20 protein-coding genes and 2 rRNA genes are annotated in these 20440 nt (G+C 44.7%); 14 read left to right on the top strand and 8 right to left on the bottom strand.

The genetic code is table 11. The features are described 5' to 3' along the window. The first annotated feature begins 34 nt into the window (after positions 1-34). The 10 genes from OP489_RS12125 (at position 35) to aroF (ending at position 9073) form a co-directional block, all read left to right on the top strand. Positions 35-2866: ribosomal RNA gene (locus OP489_RS12125) — 23S ribosomal RNA — on the top strand. Between the two features lie 251 nt (positions 2867-3117). Further along, entirely contained in the window at positions 3118-3684 is a 567-nt protein-coding gene (locus OP489_RS12120; protein WP_266162262.1) for a hypothetical protein, read from the top strand. 64 nt (positions 3685-3748) lie between these two features. Further along, on the top strand, positions 3749-4414 hold the full coding sequence (locus OP489_RS12115; RefSeq protein ID WP_266162261.1) for a hypothetical protein: 666 nt from the start codon (positions 3749-3751) through the stop codon (positions 4412-4414). A gap of 97 nt (positions 4415-4511) precedes the next feature. After that, positions 4512-4838, top strand: coding sequence for a DUF6442 family protein (locus OP489_RS12110; RefSeq protein ID WP_266162260.1), 327 nt, complete (start codon positions 4512-4514; stop codon positions 4836-4838). 4 nt (positions 4839-4842) lie between these two features. Continuing rightward, positions 4843-5154, top strand: coding sequence for a DUF6442 family protein (locus tag OP489_RS12105; RefSeq protein WP_266162259.1), 312 nt, complete (start codon positions 4843-4845; stop codon positions 5152-5154). Positions 5155-5172: 18 nt separating this feature from the next. After that, positions 5173-5379, top strand: coding sequence for a helix-turn-helix transcriptional regulator (locus OP489_RS12100; protein ID WP_266162257.1), 207 nt, complete (start codon positions 5173-5175; stop codon positions 5377-5379). Positions 5380-5416: 37 nt separating this feature from the next. Next, a complete protein-coding gene (locus OP489_RS12095; RefSeq protein WP_266162255.1) occupies positions 5417-6151 on the top strand; it encodes an ABC transporter ATP-binding protein in 735 nt (244 codons plus the stop codon). Next, on the top strand, positions 6148-7758 hold the full coding sequence (locus tag OP489_RS12090) for a putative ABC exporter domain-containing protein (protein WP_266162253.1): 1611 nt from the start codon (positions 6148-6150) through the stop codon (positions 7756-7758). Before OP489_RS12095 ends, OP489_RS12090 begins: the two co-directional genes overlap by 4 nt. Before the next feature lie 83 nt (positions 7759-7841). Beyond that, a 5S ribosomal RNA gene (rrf, locus tag OP489_RS12085) occupies positions 7842-7958 on the top strand. Between the two features lie 101 nt (positions 7959-8059). After that, positions 8060-9073 (top strand): 3-deoxy-7-phosphoheptulonate synthase, encoded by a 1014-nt coding sequence (aroF, locus tag OP489_RS12080; RefSeq protein ID WP_266162251.1) that lies wholly within the window; start codon positions 8060-8062, stop codon positions 9071-9073. A gap of 73 nt (positions 9074-9146) precedes the next feature. On the opposite strand, the gene OP489_RS12075 is transcribed toward aroF, so the two are convergent. Then, positions 9147-9704 (bottom strand): biotin transporter BioY, encoded by a 558-nt coding sequence (locus tag OP489_RS12075; protein ID WP_266162249.1) that lies wholly within the window; start codon positions 9702-9704, stop codon positions 9147-9149. A gap of 86 nt (positions 9705-9790) precedes the next feature. Then, the gene (gene bioB / locus OP489_RS12070) at positions 9791-10759 is read right to left on the bottom strand and encodes a biotin synthase BioB (protein WP_266162247.1); all 969 of its coding nucleotides are present in this window, start codon (positions 10757-10759) and stop codon (positions 9791-9793) included. A 142-nt stretch (positions 10760-10901) separates the two neighbouring features. Between bioB and OP489_RS12065 the strand changes: the two genes are divergently transcribed. Both OP489_RS12065 and OP489_RS12060 read left to right on the top strand, forming a co-directional pair. Further along, entirely contained in the window at positions 10902-11477 is a 576-nt protein-coding gene (locus OP489_RS12065) for a biotin transporter BioY (protein WP_266162246.1), read from the top strand. Position 11478: 1 nt separating this feature from the next. Continuing rightward, on the top strand, positions 11479-11868 hold the full coding sequence (locus OP489_RS12060) for a DUF1284 domain-containing protein (RefSeq protein WP_266162245.1): 390 nt from the start codon (positions 11479-11481) through the stop codon (positions 11866-11868). 120 nt (positions 11869-11988) lie between these two features. Here the strand turns inward: OP489_RS12060 and OP489_RS12055 are convergent, their stop codons facing one another. The 4 genes from OP489_RS12055 to OP489_RS12040 all read right to left on the bottom strand — a co-directional run bounded on the left by OP489_RS12055 (position 11989) and on the right by OP489_RS12040 (position 16840). Further along, positions 11989-13383, bottom strand: coding sequence for a TrkH family potassium uptake protein (locus OP489_RS12055; RefSeq protein WP_266162243.1), 1395 nt, complete (start codon positions 13381-13383; stop codon positions 11989-11991). 42 nt (positions 13384-13425) lie between these two features. After that, positions 13426-13980: a QueT transporter family protein gene (locus OP489_RS12050; RefSeq protein WP_266162241.1), complete on the bottom strand. Its 555-nt coding sequence runs from the start codon at positions 13978-13980 to the stop codon at positions 13426-13428. A gap of 270 nt (positions 13981-14250) precedes the next feature. Continuing rightward, entirely contained in the window at positions 14251-16122 is a 1872-nt protein-coding gene (gene asnB, locus OP489_RS12045; RefSeq protein WP_266162239.1) for an asparagine synthase (glutamine-hydrolyzing), read from the bottom strand. A 31-nt stretch (positions 16123-16153) separates the two neighbouring features. Continuing rightward, on the bottom strand, positions 16154-16840 hold the full coding sequence (locus OP489_RS12040) for a CpXC domain-containing protein (RefSeq protein ID WP_266162237.1): 687 nt from the start codon (positions 16838-16840) through the stop codon (positions 16154-16156). Positions 16841-17037: 197 nt separating this feature from the next. Between OP489_RS12040 and OP489_RS12035 the strand changes: the two genes are divergently transcribed. Then, a complete protein-coding gene (locus OP489_RS12035; RefSeq protein WP_266162236.1) occupies positions 17038-17583 on the top strand; it encodes a hypothetical protein in 546 nt (181 codons plus the stop codon). Beyond that, positions 17580-18665 (top strand): tRNA 2-thiouridine(34) synthase MnmA, encoded by a 1086-nt coding sequence (gene mnmA / locus OP489_RS12030; RefSeq protein WP_266162234.1) that lies wholly within the window; start codon positions 17580-17582, stop codon positions 18663-18665. Before OP489_RS12035 ends, mnmA begins: the two co-directional genes overlap by 4 nt. Before the next feature lie 75 nt (positions 18666-18740). On the opposite strand, the gene rsmI is transcribed toward mnmA, so the two are convergent. Continuing rightward, positions 18741-19571 carry a 16S rRNA (cytidine(1402)-2'-O)-methyltransferase gene (rsmI, locus tag OP489_RS12025; RefSeq protein WP_266162232.1) on the bottom strand — a complete coding sequence of 277 codons (831 nt, stop codon included), beginning with the start codon at positions 19569-19571 and terminating at the stop codon, positions 18741-18743. Then, positions 19568-20377 (bottom strand): tRNA1(Val) (adenine(37)-N6)-methyltransferase, encoded by an 810-nt coding sequence (locus OP489_RS12020; protein WP_266162231.1) that lies wholly within the window; start codon positions 20375-20377, stop codon positions 19568-19570. The genes rsmI and OP489_RS12020 overlap by 4 nt, the downstream gene beginning before the upstream one ends. Between the last annotated feature and the right edge of the window lie 63 nt (positions 20378-20440).

Genomic DNA, 20440 nt, shown 5'->3' with positions numbered 1-20440 from the left:
ATCATCGTCAGCTGAGAACCAAAGAAGAACACATGGTCAAGCTACAAAGAGCGCAAGGGGAATGCCTTGGCACTGGGAGCCGATGAAGGACGTAACAAACTGCGAAAAGTTTCGGGGAGCCGTAAGTAGGCATTGATCCGGAAATATCCGAATGGAGCAATCCGGCTGGAGACATGTCCAGTCATCCCGACGTAAATTCATAGCGTCGGGAGGGGAACCGCCTGAACTGAAACATCTAAGTAGGGCGAGGAAGAGACATCAAATGAGATTCCGCAAGTAGTGGCGAGCGAACGCGGAAGAGGCCAAACCGAAGGGAGTAATCCCTTTGGGGTTCGGACAGCATAATGGATGTGGAACTTTAACAGAACAGCCTGGGAAGGCTGGCCAGAGAGCGTGAGAGCCGCGTAAGTGAAAAGGTGAAACACCAAGCTGTATCCAGAGTACCGCCGGACACGAGAAACCCGGTGGGAATACGGGGGGACCACCCTCCAAGCCTAAATACTACCCAGTGACCGATAGTGAAGAGTACTGTGAAGGAAAGGTGAAAAGGACCCCGGAAGGGGAGTGAAAAAGAACCTGAAACCTTGTGCTTACAAGCACCGAAAGCCCGTCAAAGGGTGATCGGGTACCTTTTGTAGAATGGTCCGGCGAGTGAATGTGACTGGCAAGGTTAAGGACTTCAGGTCTGGAGCCGCAGCGAGAGCAAGTCTGAATAGGGCGTAAGAAGTCAGTTATATTCGACCCGAAACCGGGTGACCTACCCATGTCCAGGTTGAAGTGGAGGTAAAACTCCATGGAGGACCGAACCGACTCCCGTTGAAATGGTAGCGGATGAGGTGTGGGTAGCGGAGAAATTCCAATCGAACTCGGAGATAGCTGGTTCTCTCCGAAATAGCTTTAGGGCTAGCCTTGTATTAGATTACCGGAGGTAAAGCACTGAATGGTCTAGGGACCGAAAGGTTACCAAAACCTATCAAACTCAGAATGCCGGATAATTGATGTACGGGAGTCAGACAGTGTGAGATAAGTTTCATTGTCAAAAGGGAAACAGCCCAGACCCACAGCTAAGGTCCCAAAACACGGTTAAGTGGAAAAGGATGTGGGGTTGCACAGACAACCAGGATGTTGGCTCAGAAGCAGCCATACATTAAAAGAGTGCGTAATAGCTCACTGGTCGAGTGACCCTGCGCCGAAAATTTAACGGGGCTAAATCGTGTACCGAAGCTTGGGATGCAGAAATGCATGGTAGGAGAGCGTTCTATACGGGGTGAAATCATAGCGGAAGCGATGGTGGACTGTATAGAAGTGAGAATGCCGGAATGAGTAGCGCGAAATGTGTGAGAATCATATTGGCCGAAAGTCTAAGGTTTTTGGAGGAAGGTTCGTCCGCTCCAAGTAAGCCGGGAGCTAAGGTGAGGCCGAAAGGCGTAGCCGATGCACATACGGTGGATATTCCGTAGCCGCCAAAAGATTTAAGATAAGTGACACCTTGAAAGGGCATGACCCGGGCGTTGGTTGACCCGGGCGTAAGGGACCGAAATTAGAGTAGGGAAGCATGCTTAGACGAGGGCGAGAAAAGCTTATTGTATATCTTAGGCGCCCGTACCGCAAACCGACACAGGTAGACAGGAAGAGAATTCTAAGGCCAACGGGAGAAGGGTAGTTAAGGAACTCGGCAAATTGGTCCCGTAACTTCGGAATAAGGGACGCCACAGAGATGTGGCCACAGTGAATAGGCCCAGGCGACTGTTTAGCAAAAACACAGGTTTCTGCCAAATCGTAAGATGACGTATAGGAGCTGACACCTGCCCGGTGCTGGAAGGTTAAGAGGAGATGTGCAAGCATTGAATTGAAGCCCCAGTAAACGGCGGCCGTAACTATAACGGTCCTAAGGTAGCGAAATTCCTTGTCGGGTAAGTTCCGACCCGCACGAAAGGTGTAACGATCTGGGCACTGTCTCAATTACCCGCCCGGCGAAATTGTAGTACCGGTGAAGATGCCGGTTACCCGCGACAAGACGGAAAGACCCCATGGAGCTTTACTGTAGTTTAATATTGGGTTTCGGTAATTTATGTACAGGATAGGTGGGAGACTTGGAAACCCCGGCGCTAGCCGGAGTGGAGTCACCCTTGGGATACCACCCTTAAGTTGCTGAAATTCTAACCTGCGGCCGTGAATCCGGCCGGGGGACATTGTTAGACGGGCAGTTTGACTGGGGCGGTCGCCTCCAAAAGAGTAACGGAGGCGCTCAAAGGTTCGCTCAGCACGGACGGAAACCGTGCTCTCGAGTGTAAACGCAAAAGCGAGCCTAACTGCGAGGATGACGGTCCGAGCAGTAACGAAAGTTGGAGTTAGTGATCCGGCGGTATGAGAGTGGAATTGCCGTCGCTCAACGGATAAAAGCTACCCTGGGGATAACAGGCTGATCTCCCCCAAGAGTCCACATCGACGGGGAGGTTTGGCACCTCGATGTCGGCTCATCACATCCTGGGGCTGTATTCGGTCCCAAGGGTTCGGCTGTTCGCCGATTAAAGTGGTACGCGAGCTGGGTTCAGAACGTCGTGAGACAGTTCGGTCCCTATCTGTCGTGGGCGCAGGATATTTGCGGAGAGCTGTCCTTAGTACGAGAGGACCGGGATGGACGCACCGCTGGCGCACCAGTTGTCATGCCAATGGCACAGCTGGGCAACTATGTGCGGATCGGATAAACGCTGAAAGCATCTAAGCGTGAAGCCGACTCCAAGATTAGATATCCCATGGCGTAAGTCAGTAAGACCCCTTGTAGACTACAAGGTTGATAGGCTGCGTGTGTAAGTACGGTAACGTATGTAGCTTGGCAGTACTAATAGGTCGAGGGCTTGACCATTAACCTTCTTTGGTCCGCGCTCTTTCTCTCTTCTACTTACCTTTATTCAGTTTTCAGTGTACAAAATGTAAAAGCTGCCCTTTGATTTGGGCGGCTTTTTTTATTTGTAAATTTAAAATATGTTTTATTTTAGCCTCATTTTGACTGTCTTGAAAAAAGATCTTATTTTTGTTATGATATGAATTAAGATTTTATAGGAAAGTTTATAATGTTTTTTAAATAAGATGATAAATAAAAGGAGAAGCTTTTGTATGAAAAATACAAAGAAAACCATTTTTGTTACAGTGGCTTTATTGGCACTGGTATGCTTTGGTTTTTGGTATGATCGGCTTCCAAAATCGTCCGAGGCTGCAGTATTTAAGGCTTCTAGTAAAGTGAATCCTGATTTTCAGGTTGAGACAATTTTAAAATCTGCGCCTACAGAGATTGGAAATTTGATTTTTTATGAAAATCAGTCGGGGACGGTTTCAGTAGCATTAACGAGTCCTGTTTTTTCTGGATATCAGACTGATTATCAGGCTGGGACTTTGCAGCTGACTTCTTCGGGAAAATCAAATCGGTATGCCTCTTTTTATACGGTTGCTTTTTCTTCCACCAGTGGAAAAAAGCAATGGATTTCTTATGCAATTCTTTATGATCGCGCGATACAGCGCATTTCTTCCGGAACTGGGGGCCCTGATTATACGATTGCAGCATTAAAAGGAAAATCTGTGAGGGTGGCTTATCTTGCTTGGGAAGGCAATGATCAGTTGCCGACGGATGGCCCTTATTTTTATACGGCAGGCGGAGCCTGTTTTAATAATCCTACAGAAGCATAGGCGTATTTTTGGATGGAAAATTGACAGAGTAAAGATGAAATTTTCCAATAAGAGGAGAATTTTTATGTTGTTTCTTCAAAAGCGTCAGACGGTTTGGCAAAAACGTTTTTATGTTTTTATTGTATTTTACGCAGCAATAACATTGGCCGCACAGATTTTTGCTCAAAAGACAGAACAACTGTTGGGGCTTTCATATGTGATGATTTTTTCTGCATGGATTTTACCATTCTTACCCCGTGTTTTTTGCCGAGCATTGCGATTACCGCGCCTTTATTTAATTGATGTGATTTTTGACAGCTTTTTGATTTTAGCGGTTACCTTTGCTAGCCTTTTAAACGGATATACATTGATTCCACATTTTGATAAGGTTTTACATACGATTGCGGGATTCCTTTTCGCTGAGGGCGGAATGCTTTTTTATTATTATTTAAAACCGAATCATCGACTTGAGAAAACAGATGGCGCGCGCGTTTCATGGGCGGCATTGCTTTCTTCTATGGCGTTGGGTCAGCTTTGGGAAATCTATGAGTTTACGGCTTCTTTGATCAGTGGCGGAACATACGATCCGCAGCTGGTCAAAACGACCGGGGTTACCGATACAATGACGGACATGATTGTTTGTACTTTAGGAGGCCTTATAACTGCACTTTTTTGCTGGAGATATTATAGAACAGGGAAAAAGGATTTGATGACAAAAATTCTGCTGGAGTTTGTGGAACCTGCTAATTAAATAGAAAAGCACTGGATTTGATTCAGTGCTTTTTTTGGTTAAAAATTCACTTTTGCCGTTGACAAGTAAACTTGTCGTTTTTAATTGGAGGGATACGATGAACCGCGATAAAGTTTTAGAAAAAGTGCAAGATGAAAAAAAACATCATCCTGACGAAAGAGAAATGCAGATTATGCAGAAAGGAAGCGGAATTTCAGTTTTTTGCATGCTGGTTTTTGCGTTGATTTTGATGGTTGTCAAGATTTGCACCAATCAGCCTTGGTATGATCTATACAGTCTCATGTTTGTCAGCATAGCTTCCATTCATTTTTATAAAGGAATTAAATTAAAAGAAAAACATGAGCTGGCATATGGAATTTTATTTGGCGCACTGGCACTTTTGGCGCTTGGGTCTGCCATCTATGAATATTTGACAATGGGGTAAAAGGATGAAGAAGGAAGAAATTCTAAAAAAGAGTCGGTTGGAAGATTGCGATGAGGGCAAGGAGTATATAGAAGGACGCGGCAGATATTACGGAGAGATTGTTTTTATCATTTTAGCAGCCATTTTGATGATTTATAATTTATTTCGTGGACATACCAACCATCAAGTTTTTACATTGTTCTGGGGATTTTTAGCTGCGGAAGGGTTTGGTAAATACCGGACGGGAAAATCAAAAGGAGAATTAATTGTAACGATTTGTGCTGCTGTTGCGTCAATTTGCTATCTGATTTTATCAATTATGTCACCGACACCTTGAGAATGAGGTGGATCTATATTGAAAGAAGAACTTGTTTTAAAAAATCATTTAAAGGCAGCGCGTGCGAAAAAGAATCTATCTCAGAGTGAACTTGCCGAGATGGTGGGCGTTTCGAGACAAACGATCAGCTCCATTGAGACCGGACAATTTAGTCCTACCGCAAAACTTGCGCTGGTTCTCTGTGTTGCATTGGACGTAAAATTTGAAGATCTGTTTTATTTTTAGGAATAAGACAGCCAAGGAAAAAGGAAGAGGGAAAAAGATGCTTGAAGTATCACATTTGACAAAACAGTACAAAAAGTTAAAGGCAAACGATGACATTTCATTTACGGTCTATCCGGGGGAAATTGCAGTTTTGATCGGGCCAAACGGTGCAGGAAAAAGTACGGCAATTAAATGTATTGCAGGACTTTTGCGGTTTCATGGGAATATTACCGTTTGTGGAAATCCAAATAAAAGCACAGAGGCAAAGAAATGTTTTGGATATATTCCGGAGTTACCCGCCCCTATTGAAATGCTTACGGTAGAGGAGCATATGGAATTTATCGGCAGGGCATACCGGGTGGAAAATTGGAAAGAGAAAACAGATCATTTGTTGGAACGGCTTGAGCTTTCCGATAAACGGCAAAAATTAGGCAAGGAACTTTCGAAAGGCATGCAGCAAAAGCTTTCGATTGCCTGTGCGCTGCTGCCGAGTCCAAAAGTGATTTTGCTTGATGAACCACTGATTGGACTTGATCCGCATGCCATCAAAGAGCTCAAAATGATGATGCAAGAATTAAAACAGACAGGTTGTACCATCTTAGTCTCTACGCATATGCTGGACAGCGTTTCAGAACTTTGGGACCGTGCATTAATTATGATGAATGGAAAAATTGCAGCAATCCGCACTCGAAAAGAAGTCGAAGAGAGCGGAGAAAATTTGGAAGAGACATTTTTTCAAATTACGGAAGGAAATCCTCAGGGGCCGCAGGAAGACGAGGAGGAAGAAGCATGAATGCCATTGGATACCTAATGCGCAAAGAGATCAAAAATGGCTTCAAAGAATTGCTGCATAAGCCGGCAAAACTGGTTTTATACATAGTGATTACAGCGTTCTTTGTGGTCATGCTGGTAGAAGGGGCATTTTCGGCGTCAGCACGTCAGCATGCAATGGATATTCGTTATTTGCAGGCTGGCTACCTAGCCCTTTTAATTTTCTTTTTGTGTAGTAATCTTTACACTGGTTTGCAGCGGGGAGCAACCTTTTTTTCGATGAGCGATGTCAACTATTTGTTTGTTTCGCCATTGAGTTCAAAGCGAATTTTGATTTATGGGTTGATTAAACAAATGGGCAGCACAATTATTACGATGCTGTTTTTGGTTTGTTATTCTGCAACGCTAATGCAGAACTTTTCAATTTCTACAGTCGATATGTTGTTGATGATTTTCGGTGTAATGTTAGTGGCGTTTAGTGCGCAGGTACTGTCACTGCTGCTTTATAGTGTGACCAATCAAGATGACCGTAAAGTACAGATTGCGCGGGGATTTATTACGATGATTCCGGTTTGTGCAGTGTTGGTCTTGCTCTTTGCTTATTGGCAGAGCGGATTTTCACTGGATGCTATGCTCACAGCAATGGCAGGTCCACAAATAGAATGGATTCCGATAGCAGGCTGGGTCAAAGGCGCAATTTTTGCATTGATTGGAAAGAATTTTTTTCATGCGTTGATTTTGATCGGTGTTTTTGTACTGGCTTTGCTAGGAATTATTATCGCGTTTATTAAAAGTGATGCAGATTATTACGAAGACGTGCTCGATATGACCGAGCATAATTATGCGATTCAGCGTGCAGCAAAATCAGGGCGTACTTCTGCTAATGCTGCTTTGCGCAGCCGAAAAGTTCGTGTCAATAAAACCGGTCTCAATGGCGGTTGGGGAGCAAGCACCTTTTTTTATAAGCATCTTTTAGAAATGCGCCGCAAGGATAGATTGCCTTTTGTCGGAAAATCAACCGTTGCCTGCTTGGCAATTTGTCTTGTAGTCAGCAAAATCATTCAGATAAATTTTGCCGCAGAAGAAGATATGTCGTCCGGGACATTAATGATGATCTGCTTGATTATCGCGGGATATGTGGAATATTTTATGCAGGTTTCCGGCCCTTGGACTTTGGAACTTGTAAAGCCATATATTTATTTGGTGCCGGAAAAACCATTTAAAAAACTTCTTTGGGCGGTGCTGACATCGATCATTAAACCGTTTGTAGATGCAGTGATCCTTTTTACCATAATGTGTGCTGTCCTTCGGGGCAATCCGCTTACTGCGATTTCTTGTGCACTCTGCCTGGGCACCTTGGGTATGGCCTTTATTTCTGTTTCTGTTTTGTCTGAGCGCCTTTTTGGGCGTGTGCAAAATAAGGGCTTGATCGTGATCTTTTATTTGCTGGTCTTGATGATTATTGTTTTGCCGGGGGTTATTGCCAGCGGATATCTTGTATCAGAGGTTCTTCCCCAAATCCCAGGTTGGGTTTGTGGGCTGCCTGCAATTCTTTGGAATGCTCTTGTGAGTATTGGTATTTTTGCCGCTTGCAGAAACATTTTGGAGAATACAGAGATGGAACTTTAAAAAAAGTCAAAAAAATTTGAAAAAAAGCTTGCATTTTCGGAATGGGTATGGTATTATAAATAAGTCGTCAGGAAATGACATCAGTTGGTGCAGATAGCGGTGAGGGTCCACCTGTTCCCATTCCGAACACAGAAGTTAAGCTCACTTGCGCCGAAGATACTTGGCTGGTAACGGCCCGGGAAAATAGGTAAATGCCAACACTTTAAAGCAGCCACCCAATAGGGTGGTTGTTTTTTTACAAATGCCACTTTAACGAGTCTAAGCTTTAAATCATAAAATCTTAAGAGAGAGGCGATTTTAAATGATTATTTTAATGAAAAAGGGCTGCACGAATGATCAAGTTCAAAAAGTAATTGCAGTTTTAAAAAACAAAGGGTTGGGAGCAAACCTTTCTACCGGAAGTCAGGCAACTATTATTGGTGTTCTTGGAGATAAAAGTCGCTTGGAGACTGAAAATCTGGAATTGATGGACGGAGTAGAAAAATGTGTGCCGATTATGCATAGCTATAAGCTTGCAAGTCGTGAGATGGTTCCGGAAGGACGTAAAGTAAAGATAAAAAATGTAATCATTGGCGGAAAAGAGCTAGTCATGATGGCAGGTCCCTGTGCAGTGGAAAGTGAACAGCAGATTATAGCGGCAGCACAGGGCGTTAAAAAAGCTGGTGCACAATTTCTGCGCGGCGGTGCATATAAGCCAAGAACAAGCCCATATGCTTTTCAGGGGCTGGAAGATGAAGGATATCGCCTTCTTCGTGAAGCTGCAGATGAAACGGATCTTCTTGTAATCAGTGAAGTAACCGATTACGAACAAATTGAAGTTGCGGGAAAATATTGCGATATGCTGCAGGTGGGGGCCCGGAATATGCAGAATTTTCGTCTTTTGCGGGAACTTGGACGCAGTGGGCTGCCGGTACTTTTAAAGCGTGGGATGGCCTCTACGATCGAAGAGTGGCTGGATGCCGCCGAGTATATTCTGAGTGAAGGCAATTCAAATGTCGTTCTCTGTGAACGTGGAATTCGTACGTTTGAGACAGCTACCCGCAATACATTGGATGTCTCTGCCGTGCCGGTAGTGAAAGAGCGCAGCAGCTTGCCAATTATCATAGATCCTTCTCATGCGGCCGGCAAGCAGCGCTATGTGGAGCCTTTGGCTTTAGCCGGTGTTGCTGCGGGAGCGGATGGATTGATTGTAGAAGTACATCCTGAACCCAAAAAAGCGATGAGCGATGCGGCGCAGCAGCTGACTTTTGAACAGTATGCAGCACTTTTTCAGCATGCTGCGAAAGTGGCCGAAGCGATTGGACGGACCCTTTAATGAATTGACGATACAGAATACAAAAAGGCCTGGATCTTTTAGATCCGGGCCTTTTTGCCGTTGCAATTTTGTATCAAGCAAATAGTTGTTTTTGTTTAGAAAGAGCTTTTATTAACGCCTGCGCCAAAAATCCGCAGAAAACAATTTTAACCAAATCAAACGGAACAAATGGCAAAACAGTTAGGCTCAATGATTTCATCAGATCAACATGGGCTACAAAGCAGAACCAGATAGAGCCGCCTATGTAGCAGACGACCAGAGAAATAAACATTGCCAGCATATAGTGAAGCGGATTGCGCTCTGAGAATTTTTCCAAGATTGCCGCAACGATCAACGCCATAATTGGATAAACCAAAATATAACCTCCGGTTGGACCTGCCAGAACGCCTAATCCACCAGAAAATTTTCCGAAAATCGGGATTCCAATTCCACCGAGCAAAATATAAGCGAGCTGAGAATAAACAGCCCAGCGCTTTGGCAAAAGAACACCCGTCATGTAAACGGCACAGACAGATAATGTGATCTGTACTGGAGTGAATGGCAAAATTACGATCAGCTGTGCACATACAGCCGTTAGAGCGACGCAAAGCCCTGATACCACCATCAGATAAGTGTGATTCTTGATTTTCATGTTAATTCTCCTGTTCAAATAATTTTTAGTATAGATGTGTTTTGTTTATTTGTAAACTGAAATTTATAAATAAGTTGACAATAAAATCATGAAAGGATCGTGTGATAACCTGCTTTTTCGGCTAAGGAAAAATCATCTTTAGGGCTGATTCCGTAAGTAGTCAGCATATCGCCGGAAATGGCGGCATTTAGGCCGCTTTCCATGAGGGCAAGTCCTTTGTCGGGAAACAGAGCGCGGCCTCCCGCCATGCGAATTTGTTTTTTAGGAAGCAGGAAGCGAAAAATTGCGGCTGTACGGCGAATCTCATCATAAGGGAGTGCCGGACAATTTTCCAAAGGTGTTCCCGGGATCGGATTTAATACGTTCATTGGAACAGAATCGACGCCTAATTCCCGCAGAGTCAGTGCCATATCAATACGGTCTTCCATGGTCTCTCCCATCCCGAGAATTCCCCCGCTGCAAAGTTGCAAACCGGCCTCTTTTGCCCAGCGCAGGGTTTGTAATTTTTCATCGTAAGTATGAGTGGAGCAGATAGACGGAAAAAAGCGGCGCGAAGTTTCCAGATTGCAGTGATAGCGGGTTACACCGGCCGCTTTGAGCTTCTTGAGCTGCGGGAGGGTAAGCAATCCGTTAGAGGAGCAAAGCCCAATAGGGCATGATTTACGAATGGCAGAAAAGCCTTCACAAACTTCGTCAACTTCTTGATCGGTGAGCGCTCGGCCGGAGGTAACGATGGAAAAGCGGCGGATTCCCTGCTGATAATTATTGAGAGCACTTTTAGCCATCTCCTCCGGCGGAAGAACACCGTAGATGTCGGCACCTGTATGAAAACGACAGGACTGTGCACAGTAAGCGCAGTCTTCGCTGCAGCGTCCACTTTTCCCATTGATAATGGTGCAAAGGTGAAAAGAAGTCCCGCAAAGCTTTTGTTGCAGCTCTCTTGCAGCACTTGTAAGTTCCTCTAAAGGAGCTCCTATTAATTCCAATGCCTCTTTGCGGCAGACTTCTGAGCCACCGCTTAAAAGACGGTTTTTTAAACTGTAAATTAGTTCCATCTAAATCCAACCTTTCTGTCTTACGAAATCATGGTTTTTATTATAAGACGAAAAAATTAATTGTCAACTATATTTTTAATATTTGTTGACAATTAAAAAGAGAAGGATTATAATAAAATTGCTTTTTAAGAGGGGGAAAATCATGATGAAAGAGTCCACCAAAAATTTAGTTTTCTGCGCGATGTGTGCGGCAATTACCTGTGTGTTGGCGCCGCTTTCGATTCCGATGCCGAGCGGGGTACCGATTTCTCTGGCTACTTTTTCTGTTATGCTGGCGGGAGTTTTGCTCGGAACAAAATATGGAACTTTGAGTCAGCTTATTTATTTGATTCTCGGTGCAGTCGGATTGCCGGTCTTTGCGGGATATAGTTCTGGGGTAGCGGAACTTGTAGGTCCTACGGGAGGCTATCTGATAGGATATCTTGCACTGGTTGCGCTGAGCGGGGCGCTTTATGAGCACTTTGGGAAGAACGCACAAGGCAGAAAAAAAGTGATAGGAATGGTGCTGAGTATGATTTTAGGGACAATCGTACTGTATGCATTTGGGACAGCTTGGTTTGTTGTTGTTACTCATACGCCTCCGCTTTCTGCTTTACTACTTTGTGTTGTGCCGTTTCTGCCTGGCGATGCCGTTAAAATTGCGGCAGTAGCAGTTTTAGTGCCACAGTTGGAAAAGGCACTCAAAAGAATCAGTCCGCGCTGTAATCCGGCGGCTTAAAATGTATTTACGGCCACACCATGGACTGTGTCTTCTGAATTTTGTCGGGGAAGGCTACAGCGGTGAATTTACGAACAATATGAGCCGAATGGCAGCACTGCTTAAAGCACACCCGGAGACGCAGATCGAGATTGCAGAGGGGGTGGATGATCTTTGCAAGAATTGTCCAAATCGAAGGGGCAGCCGCTGTGAATCTGATCATCCGTTGTTATTTGATCAATTGGTTCTCAAAGAAATAAAACTTTCTCCTGGAGAGAAACTTAGTTGGAGAGAATTTTCTGATCGGACAAGGGAGCTTGCTCTTGATCGCTTGGATGAATTTTGTCCGGGATGTCAATGGTTGGATCTTTGTAAAAAGGTTTCAGCGGTGCACAGAGAAAAAAGATCATAAATTGAACAAGTCCCAATTAAATAAAAAGGCTCCGGCGTTGTAATAAAACAACGTCGGAGCCTTTTTTAAAAGAATCAGCACAGAGAAAAAAGCTTATTTTGCTGATTTCAAAAGTTTAATTTATCCTACACTGATTTTAGCTTCCGGCATGATGCAGTCCGTTCGAATGATATCTTTATCTTGGGGCTTATGCCTATGCAAAAGCATGGAGAGTCCCAAGGAGACGGGGCCAACTCTGCCAAGATACATCGTAAATGAGAGTGCAAGCTTTGGCCAAAATGTAAGCCTTGAAGTAACATCTGCCGAAAGTCCTACGGTCGCAAAAGCACTGGTAGATTCAAATAGAGCATCGATACCGTTAATGGGATCGCAAAGCGTAATGACACAAGTTGTCAAAATAATGGTCAAAATCGCTACACTGCAGATTGCGAGAGAACGGTAGACAATGTGCTGACTGACCCGATGATGCTGAATAACAGTATATGATTTGTTGTGCAGTACGGAAATTACAGTAAAGAGAAGCACAACAAAAGTGGTTGTTTTAATACCGCCTCCGGTTGATCCTGGTGAAGCACCGATAAACATCAAAAGAATTGTGACAATTTTTGTGATGTCCAATTCAGATGCGATATGAACAGAAGAAAATCCGGCTGTTCTTGCGCTGGCGGACTGAAAGAAAGAAGCGTTGATCTTTGCACCGAGAGAAAGTCCCTCAAGGGTGTTGTGATCTTCCAAGAAGAAGAACAAGATGGCACCGACAAGAAGAAGAGCGGCACTGCAGTAAATAACCAATTTTGATTGAAGAGAAAGGCGATGTACATGATCCTGATGCAGAAGGTGCGGCCGAATTTTTGCATAGAAAATATCGCTGATCACAACGAATCCAAGTCCGCCGACAACAAGAAGTGTCGCAACAGTGATACAAACCAGAGGATCAGATACATAGGGAATCAAACTCTGCCCAGGATCAGAAAGTCCTAAAATATCAAATCCAGCATTACAAAAAGCAGAGATTGCAGTAAAAACAGAAATCCAAACTCCATAGGGACCATAAATTGGAACAAAGCGAATCATCAGCAGAAGTGCACCAAGCAATTCACAAGAGAAAGTAAAGCCGAGCGTAATGCGAATTAAATGACGGATCAAGCCGCTTTCTCCATTGGTGTTTTCTACGGCAAGCCGCAGTTCCTTAAGTCCCATTTTACGGCGCAGCAGCATGGTAACGCCCGTCGTAAAAGTAACCAATCCCAAGCCGCCAACTTGAATCAAAAGAATAATGACCAGCTGACCGATTTCATTCCAGTGTGTCCAAGTGTCGAAAGGGGACAGGCCGGTTACACAGGTTGCAGAAGTTGCAACAAAAAGCGCGTCAATCGGAGCAGTAAAGCTGCCGTTGCGGCTGCAAAAAGGGAAAATCAATAAAATAGTCCCTGTTAAAATTACAAGCATAAAGCTAAGCACAATCAGCCGGATTGGCGGTGTATTGCGGAACGGGGAGCGAATCTTGGAAGACATTTTGTTGACACCTCAATCAAAGCAACTTCCTTCTCAAAATGATTAATTTTGAGGGAAAAGTGTTTTTAAATGACTGTTCTTTTGCAAAACATGTTCTAAAATATAGAGAAGCGGCAGTCCCAGACCATAACAGATCACCAGTTCTCCCAGACCAACGTAAAGCGCATTGGGTAAAAAAGCTGCCAGAGAAAATCCGCTCATTGAAAAGCCGGAATCTCCAAGACAGGCAATCTCAAGGCCAATGATTGCGGCATTGCAGATGATCGGTGGGAGCGGTGCCAAAACAGGGACTCCGCGTACCTTAATATGGCGCAGAGAACGGCTCCATAATGCTGCCAAAAGGGTAGCAAGTGTCCCGAAAATCCAATCAACTGGGCCTAAAGGACTGCCGAGATTTGCTAAAAAGCATCCAACAGCGAGTCCCGGCACTGCAGCCGGAGTTAGGGCAGGCAGTATGGTGAGCGCTTCGCTAAAGCGAAACTGTATTGGACCATAGGCCCAACCGAGCGCAGCCGCGGCAAGGGTCAAGACTGCATAAGCAGCGGCAATCAATGCGCTTTGGCATAGAAAATAGACGGTACGATTTTGTTTTTGCATAGAAATAGTCCCTCCGTGTTTTAATTTAGGTCAGGGAATTGCGACTGACCGAAACGGTAAAATACCGTAAAAAGGGCTCCTTTTATAAAGAACTTATAAAGAGAGCGTGACTATCATACGATAAAAGTTCTTAAAAAGCAACCCCTAAAGATAAAAAGAAGAAAAAAAGGCAGCTTTTTTGAAGATTCTGCAAAATTTAAAAGGAAAAGCCCTATAAAATTAAAAAATGCCGCCAGTTTAAAGGCGGTACTTTTTAGCTTTTTAGGAATCTTATTTTGACATCACAGGTTCGCTGCCGGGTTCATGAGAAGCACCGTTAAAGTAAACATCGTACCACATCAGGAAAACAAAGATTGTCCAGATTTTACGATTATTATCAACTTTTCCGGCTTTATGCTCATCAAGCAGCTTAATTAATGCATCAGGGTTAAAGAATTTTTTAGAAGTCTCACTCTGAAAAGCATTTTTAACAATGGTGTAATAAGGTTCTTCCCGCAGCCACACACGAGTTGGTACTGGGAATCCCAACTTCTTTTTCTGAGCGGTGGATTGCGGTAAATGGCGCTCGGCGGCTTTACGCATGGCGTATTTTGTATTCTGAGGATTGACCCGCAGCTTTTTGGGCAGATGGCGGGCAACTTCCCAGACATCTTTATCTAGGAATGGAACCCGAAGCTCTAGGGAGTTTGCCATGCTCATGCGGTCTGCTTTTAAAAGAATATCGCCGGCCATCCAAACATGCAGATCAAGATACTGCATCTTGGTAACGTCATCTTTATCTTTCACCCGATCATAAATCGGCTTTGTGAGCTCCTGCGGACGGTATACGGGAATCTCCGGGCGGAGAATTGCACGCTTTTCCTTCATGGTGATCATGCTGCAGTTGCCGATAAAGCTCTCCTCAATATCCTGCGCGCCGCGAATGAGAAAATTCTTACCCTTAAAGCGGAAAGGCATCGCTTCTGCAAGCTTTGCAAGCGCTTTGCGGATCGGGAGGGGAATCTTTTTATAGCGGGCCAGATCATCCGGCTCATGATAAATATTATATCCGCCGAAGAGTTCGTCTGCTCCTTCACCGGAAAGAACGACTTTTACATACTGGCTGGCAATTTTGCTCACAAAATACAGTGCAATGCAGGAAGCATCCGCTTCAGGCTGATCCATATGGTACTGAACTTTTTTGATATTGCCCCAGTATTCTTCCGGGCTGATCAGTTTATAATGATGATCAAGTCCAACTTCTTTGGAAAGATCCTGTGCATAGCTGATCTCATTGTAGCGAATATCCTCGCCGAATCCAACGGTAAAGGATTTTTGTCCGCCAAAATAGGAAGCAACGTAGCTGGAATCCACACCGCTCGAAAGGAAACAGCCAACTTCTACATCGGCAATTCGATGCGCTTGAACGCTGTCTTCAAAGACATCTTCAATCATCTTGACTGCTTGTTCTTCGGTGATGGAGTTGTCTTCCTCAAATTTCGGTTCCCAGTAGCGGGTCGTGGTGACTTCTCCATCTTTATACCAGAGATAATGGCCGGGCAAAAGCACAGTGATTCCTTCGAACATGGTCTGAGGCGGCACGACATATTCAAAAGAAAGATAGCTGTCGAGCGCTTTAAGATTCAGCTTCTTTTCGAATCCCGGAAATTCCAGGATCGATTTAATTTCGCTGCCGTAAACAAGATGACCGTCGACCATCGCATAGTGCATTGGTTTAATGCCAAAGAAATCACGGGCCATAAAAAGGCTTTTTTCCTGACGATTCCAGATTGCAAAACAAAACATTCCGCGCAGCCGATCCAAAACCTTTTCCTGCCACTCTTCAAAACCATGAAGAATGACTTCAGTGTCGGTATGGGTGTAGAACTGATGGCCAAGGCCAATCAGCTCTTCGCGCAGTTGCTGATAATTATAAATTTCACCGTTAAAAGTAATGACTAAGTTTTTGTCTTCGTTGTAAATCGGCTGGTCGCCGGTTGCGGCAATATCGATGATGGAGAGACGGCGAAATCCCATGCAAACGCCGTCGTCTGTATAAACGCCGCTGGAATCCGGTCCGCGGTGGGTGATTACATCGGTCATTTTGCCGATAACTTCATTATAATCAAGTACTTCTCCGGTAAAACCTGTCAATCCGCACATAAAATAAAAATCCTCCTAAAAAGAGATTTTATCAATCATTTGTTGATTCTTGATTGGAGGAAGAAGCTTCCTCATTTTGGTAACGTTTCAGGATCTTTTCTGCCAGATGGTTGTCCACCTGAATAAAATCGTCCTTGGTTGATTCATAGCAAGAGTTGACGATATGAAGAGCGGTTTTGTAAGTGTTCATGCTTACTGCACGCTTTAGGGGCTCTTCTTGTCCTTTGAGGAAAAATTGAAAGCCGATACGCTGATCTTTTGGATCGGAAAAGCAGAATAATCCCTTTTCAACCGGCTTTTGGTATTTTTTCTCTGCAGCTGCTTTCATGCCTGCCTTGACAACTTCAATGGCGATGTCATCGAGACCGCTTTCAAAAATCAGAATTTTTTCCTTCATCTGCTGCAAAGTCGTAACGGTCCGTTTACTGAGTTCGGAAAGCTGCGGAAACTCAGAAGCGACTTTTACATCTTTTAAAGATTTTTCCTCTTTTTCGGGGACCAGATAAACCATTAAATAATGTGAAATATCATGATAGAGGCACGGATACACAAATTCCGCCGAAAATCCGCAGTGAGTGCAGTTCCAGTCGAAAAGCGTTTCGTCCATAATCTTTTTGCGCAGTTCTTCGTCGTCCGAGCGGATACTCTGAAACATTCCAATAGAATCAGATTTTCCGCAGGGAGGGCAGATGATTTCTTTTGTTATTTTTGTCGACATCTTTTTACACCCCCATAAGGAAAAAAATCGATTTTTTTCAAGAAGTTATCGTTTATTATAACACAAAATCCGTGCTTTGCCTACTTTCAGAAAAAATACTGTTATTTTTATTAAAAATGCGATATAATAAAGCCAGAAAATCGTATTAAAAGAAAATCCCGCACAAAAGCTTAAAAGTGCGGCAGGGAGGTATTTCAATGGATGTATTGAACGAATTCGGAAAAGCTTTGTCCTATGCAGGGAAAACGATTTCCAGTGCAGTTGATTCCATGATCGAAACAAACCGCCGAAAAGCAATGATTAGTCGGATACGAGTTGTGATTCGAAATGAGCGGGAAAATACCGAACGTACCTATGCCGCTCTGGGAAAATATTATTTTGAGCATCTTCGCGATCCGGAAAACGGAAACACCGAGCAGCTTTGCCGGGCTGTAGAAGAGAGCGAAGCTCGCTTAAAACGTGCTTTTGATAAGCTGGATGCACTGCGCGAAGAGTTTGCAAGAGCAGATGAAGAGGATGTTTGCGCCGGATGCGAAAAAGACTCTTGCCAAGACTGCGAATATTATGCAAATGAAGATATTCCGGTGGACCCGGCAGAGGTGTCGGAAGAAGCGGCCGAAGAGGCAGCTGAAGAAGCTGCAGAGGAAGTGGCAGCCGCAGCACCGGAAGCAGAGAGTGTTCCTACAGAAGCAGAGGAAAATAAAGACGAAGTACAGAAGGATTCGGAGGAGCCCAAAGCGTGAATCGAAAAGTTTTACTGGGGATGAGCGGCGGCGTGGACAGCAGCGTTGCCGCTCTTTTATTGCAAAAAGAAGGCTGGGAAGTAATCGGCTGTACCATGCGCCTGCATATTGATCCGCCGGACGCGCCCCCACGCGAAGGTGGGTGCTGTTCGTTTCGCGATGTGCAGGATGCTAGAATGGTTTGCTATCAGCTTGGAATCGACCATCTGGTCTTTAATTTTACTGAGCTTTTCACAAAATCTGTGATCGAAAATTTTGCTTCAGAATATGAAAATGGACGCACGCCGAATCCTTGTATTCGCTGCAATCGTTTTTTGAAGATGGGAGCAATGCTTCAGCGTGCAAGAGAGCTTGGAATCGACCATATCGCAACCGGACATTATGCGCTGACAGGGGAGCTAGAAAATGGCCGTTATTATTTAAAAGCGGCACCGACAGATAAAGATCAGAGTTATGTGCTTTATTGCCTGGAACAAGGGCAGCTGCAGCATTTGCTTTTGCCGCTGGGAAATTATACGAAACCGCAGATTCGGACGATTGCCGAAGAGGCAGGGCTGCGGGTGGCACATAAGCCGGACAGTCAGGAGATCTGCTTTGTAGAGGATAATGACTATCACGCATTTTTAAAACAATACCGGGGGCATGATTCTCAGCCCGGAGATTTTATTGATCGCGAAGGGAATATTCTTGGGCACCACCTTGGACTGACTCATTATACTGTAGGACAGCGCAAAGGGTTGGGAATTTCATTTGGACAGCCGATGTATGTCGATGCGTTGATTCCTTCTAAAAATCAGGTCGTTTTAGGACCGGAGGGCACCCAGTATCGCTCATTTACGTACGCGTCAGAGGTCAATTGGGTTTCGATTGAAAAACCGGAAGGCCCCATTCATGTACAGGTAAAAATTCGTTATCAGGCACGTCCTGCCGGAGCTACGATTACGCCGGAGGAGAATAATACCGTTCGGGTGGATTTTGAGGAACCTCAGCGTGCAGTGACTCCGGGACAAGCAGTCGTATTTTATGATTCCGATTGCTTTGTTTTAGGCGGAGGACTGATCTTTTATCCGGATGAAAAATAATTTATCTTTCTTTAAAAACAAAAAACCATTTGCGAAAAGTAATTCCGCAAATGGTTTTTGATTTTTCAGCAGATTTTATACTTCTTTCGTTAGCTTTTCGTAAAGTTTGTTGCGGTGAAGACCGGTTTTATGGGCAACCTCTTTTGCTGCCGCACTTTGAGAAGATCCTTTTTCCATTAAGGCTCTTGCCATCCGAATTCCCTCATCCAGCGTGATTTTTGTTTCCTTTTGTGGAGCAGCTCCGCCGATGACCAAAACAAATTCTCCGCGGGGCGGCGTTTCTTCATAGTGAGCAATCGCCTCTTTGAGCGTTGTGCGCAACACTTCTTCGTGAATTTTGGTCAGCTCCCGCACAAGAGCGATCGGTCGGTCGCCCCAACAGGCATACATGTCCTGCAAAGTGGCAAGAAGTTTATGCGGCGCTTCATAAAAAACCATGGTTCGTGTTTCGTTTTGGACTTCTTCCAGATGGTCGCGGCGGCTTTTTTTGTTGACGCTTAAAAAGCCTTCGAATGTAAACCGTCCAGTTGGAAGACCGGATACTGCCAATGCAGTGACGACAGCGCTGGGTCCTGGAACTGCGAAAACTTCAATTCCATGTTCGGCGGCCTGTTTTACCAGAAGCTCACCGGGGTCGCTGATCGCGGGCATGCCGGCATCGCTTACCAGCGCACAGTTTTCCCCTGTTTCAATTCGATTCAGAACAATTTCTCCACGCTCATATTTGTTATGCTCAAAATAACTGATCATGGGCTTTTTGATTCCAAAATGATTGAGCAGATGCAGCGTAACTCGCGTATCCTCGGCGGCGATGAAGTCAACGGACGAGAGAATTTCTACTGCACGAGGGGAAAAATCGCCCAAATTTCCGATTGGGGTGCCTACAATATATAAAACTCCGCTCATACGGAACCTCCTTGTTGTTTTAAAGATGCCGACGGATTTTCCGAAAGGCTGCTTTTGTTTTTATAATCGCCGTAAATTTTGAACATTTCCGGAGAACAGCTTCCGTTTTCTGCTTCCAAAGTTAAAGTGGGGAGAACTTCCATGCCGGAATTTCCACCGCGTCGGGATTCCAATAAAAATAAAAATGGTTGATTTTGGGCACGATGCTGTACAAGACGCATCTTTTTTGGTTCTAGTCCAACATCTTGCAAAACGGAAAAAGATTCTGCAAGACGCCGCGGGGGAAGACAACAGCAAAAACGTCCACCCCAGCGCAAAAGACGAGCAGCAGAAGAAGCAACTTCTCGAAAGGTACAGCCTGTTTCGTGGCGGGCGGAGGTCTTTCCTTGGATTTGATTGTGCTGCCCTGCATCTGTCGGCTGATAAGGTGGATTACAGGCGACAAGATCAAGATTGAGCGGAAGAGGAAGCCCTTTCGCGGGCAGTTCCAAAATTTTGCGCAGATCCAGTGAAAGAACACTCATTTCTGAAAAATGATTAAGAGAGGCACTGCGTCTTGCTTGCGAACAGGCATCTTCCTGAAAATCGATCGCCCAAACTTTTTCGGGAGCACTTTTTTGACACCAGAGAAGAGAAATCAATCCGCAGCCGGTGCCAAATTCTGCACAGCGAGATCCTTTTTTGGGCATGGAAAAATCTGCAAGCAGGATAGTATCCGTGCTAAAGTGATGAACGGCGCTTACAATCACTTGATTTCCACTTCCGAAAGGTTCCAGCTTTTCGCCGGGCAGCAGGATGGAATCCATAAGAAACCTCCGTATAAAATATTTGAGGCGGGGCTTATTCGCTCCGCCTCAAAAAAATTCTGT

Source organism: Caproicibacterium sp. BJN0003 (assembly GCF_026314295.1).
GTDB lineage: Bacteria > Bacillota > Clostridia > Oscillospirales > Acutalibacteraceae > Caproicibacterium.
Note: the sequence above shows the minus strand (reverse complement) of the source record. Positions and strands in the feature narration are given on the sequence as shown.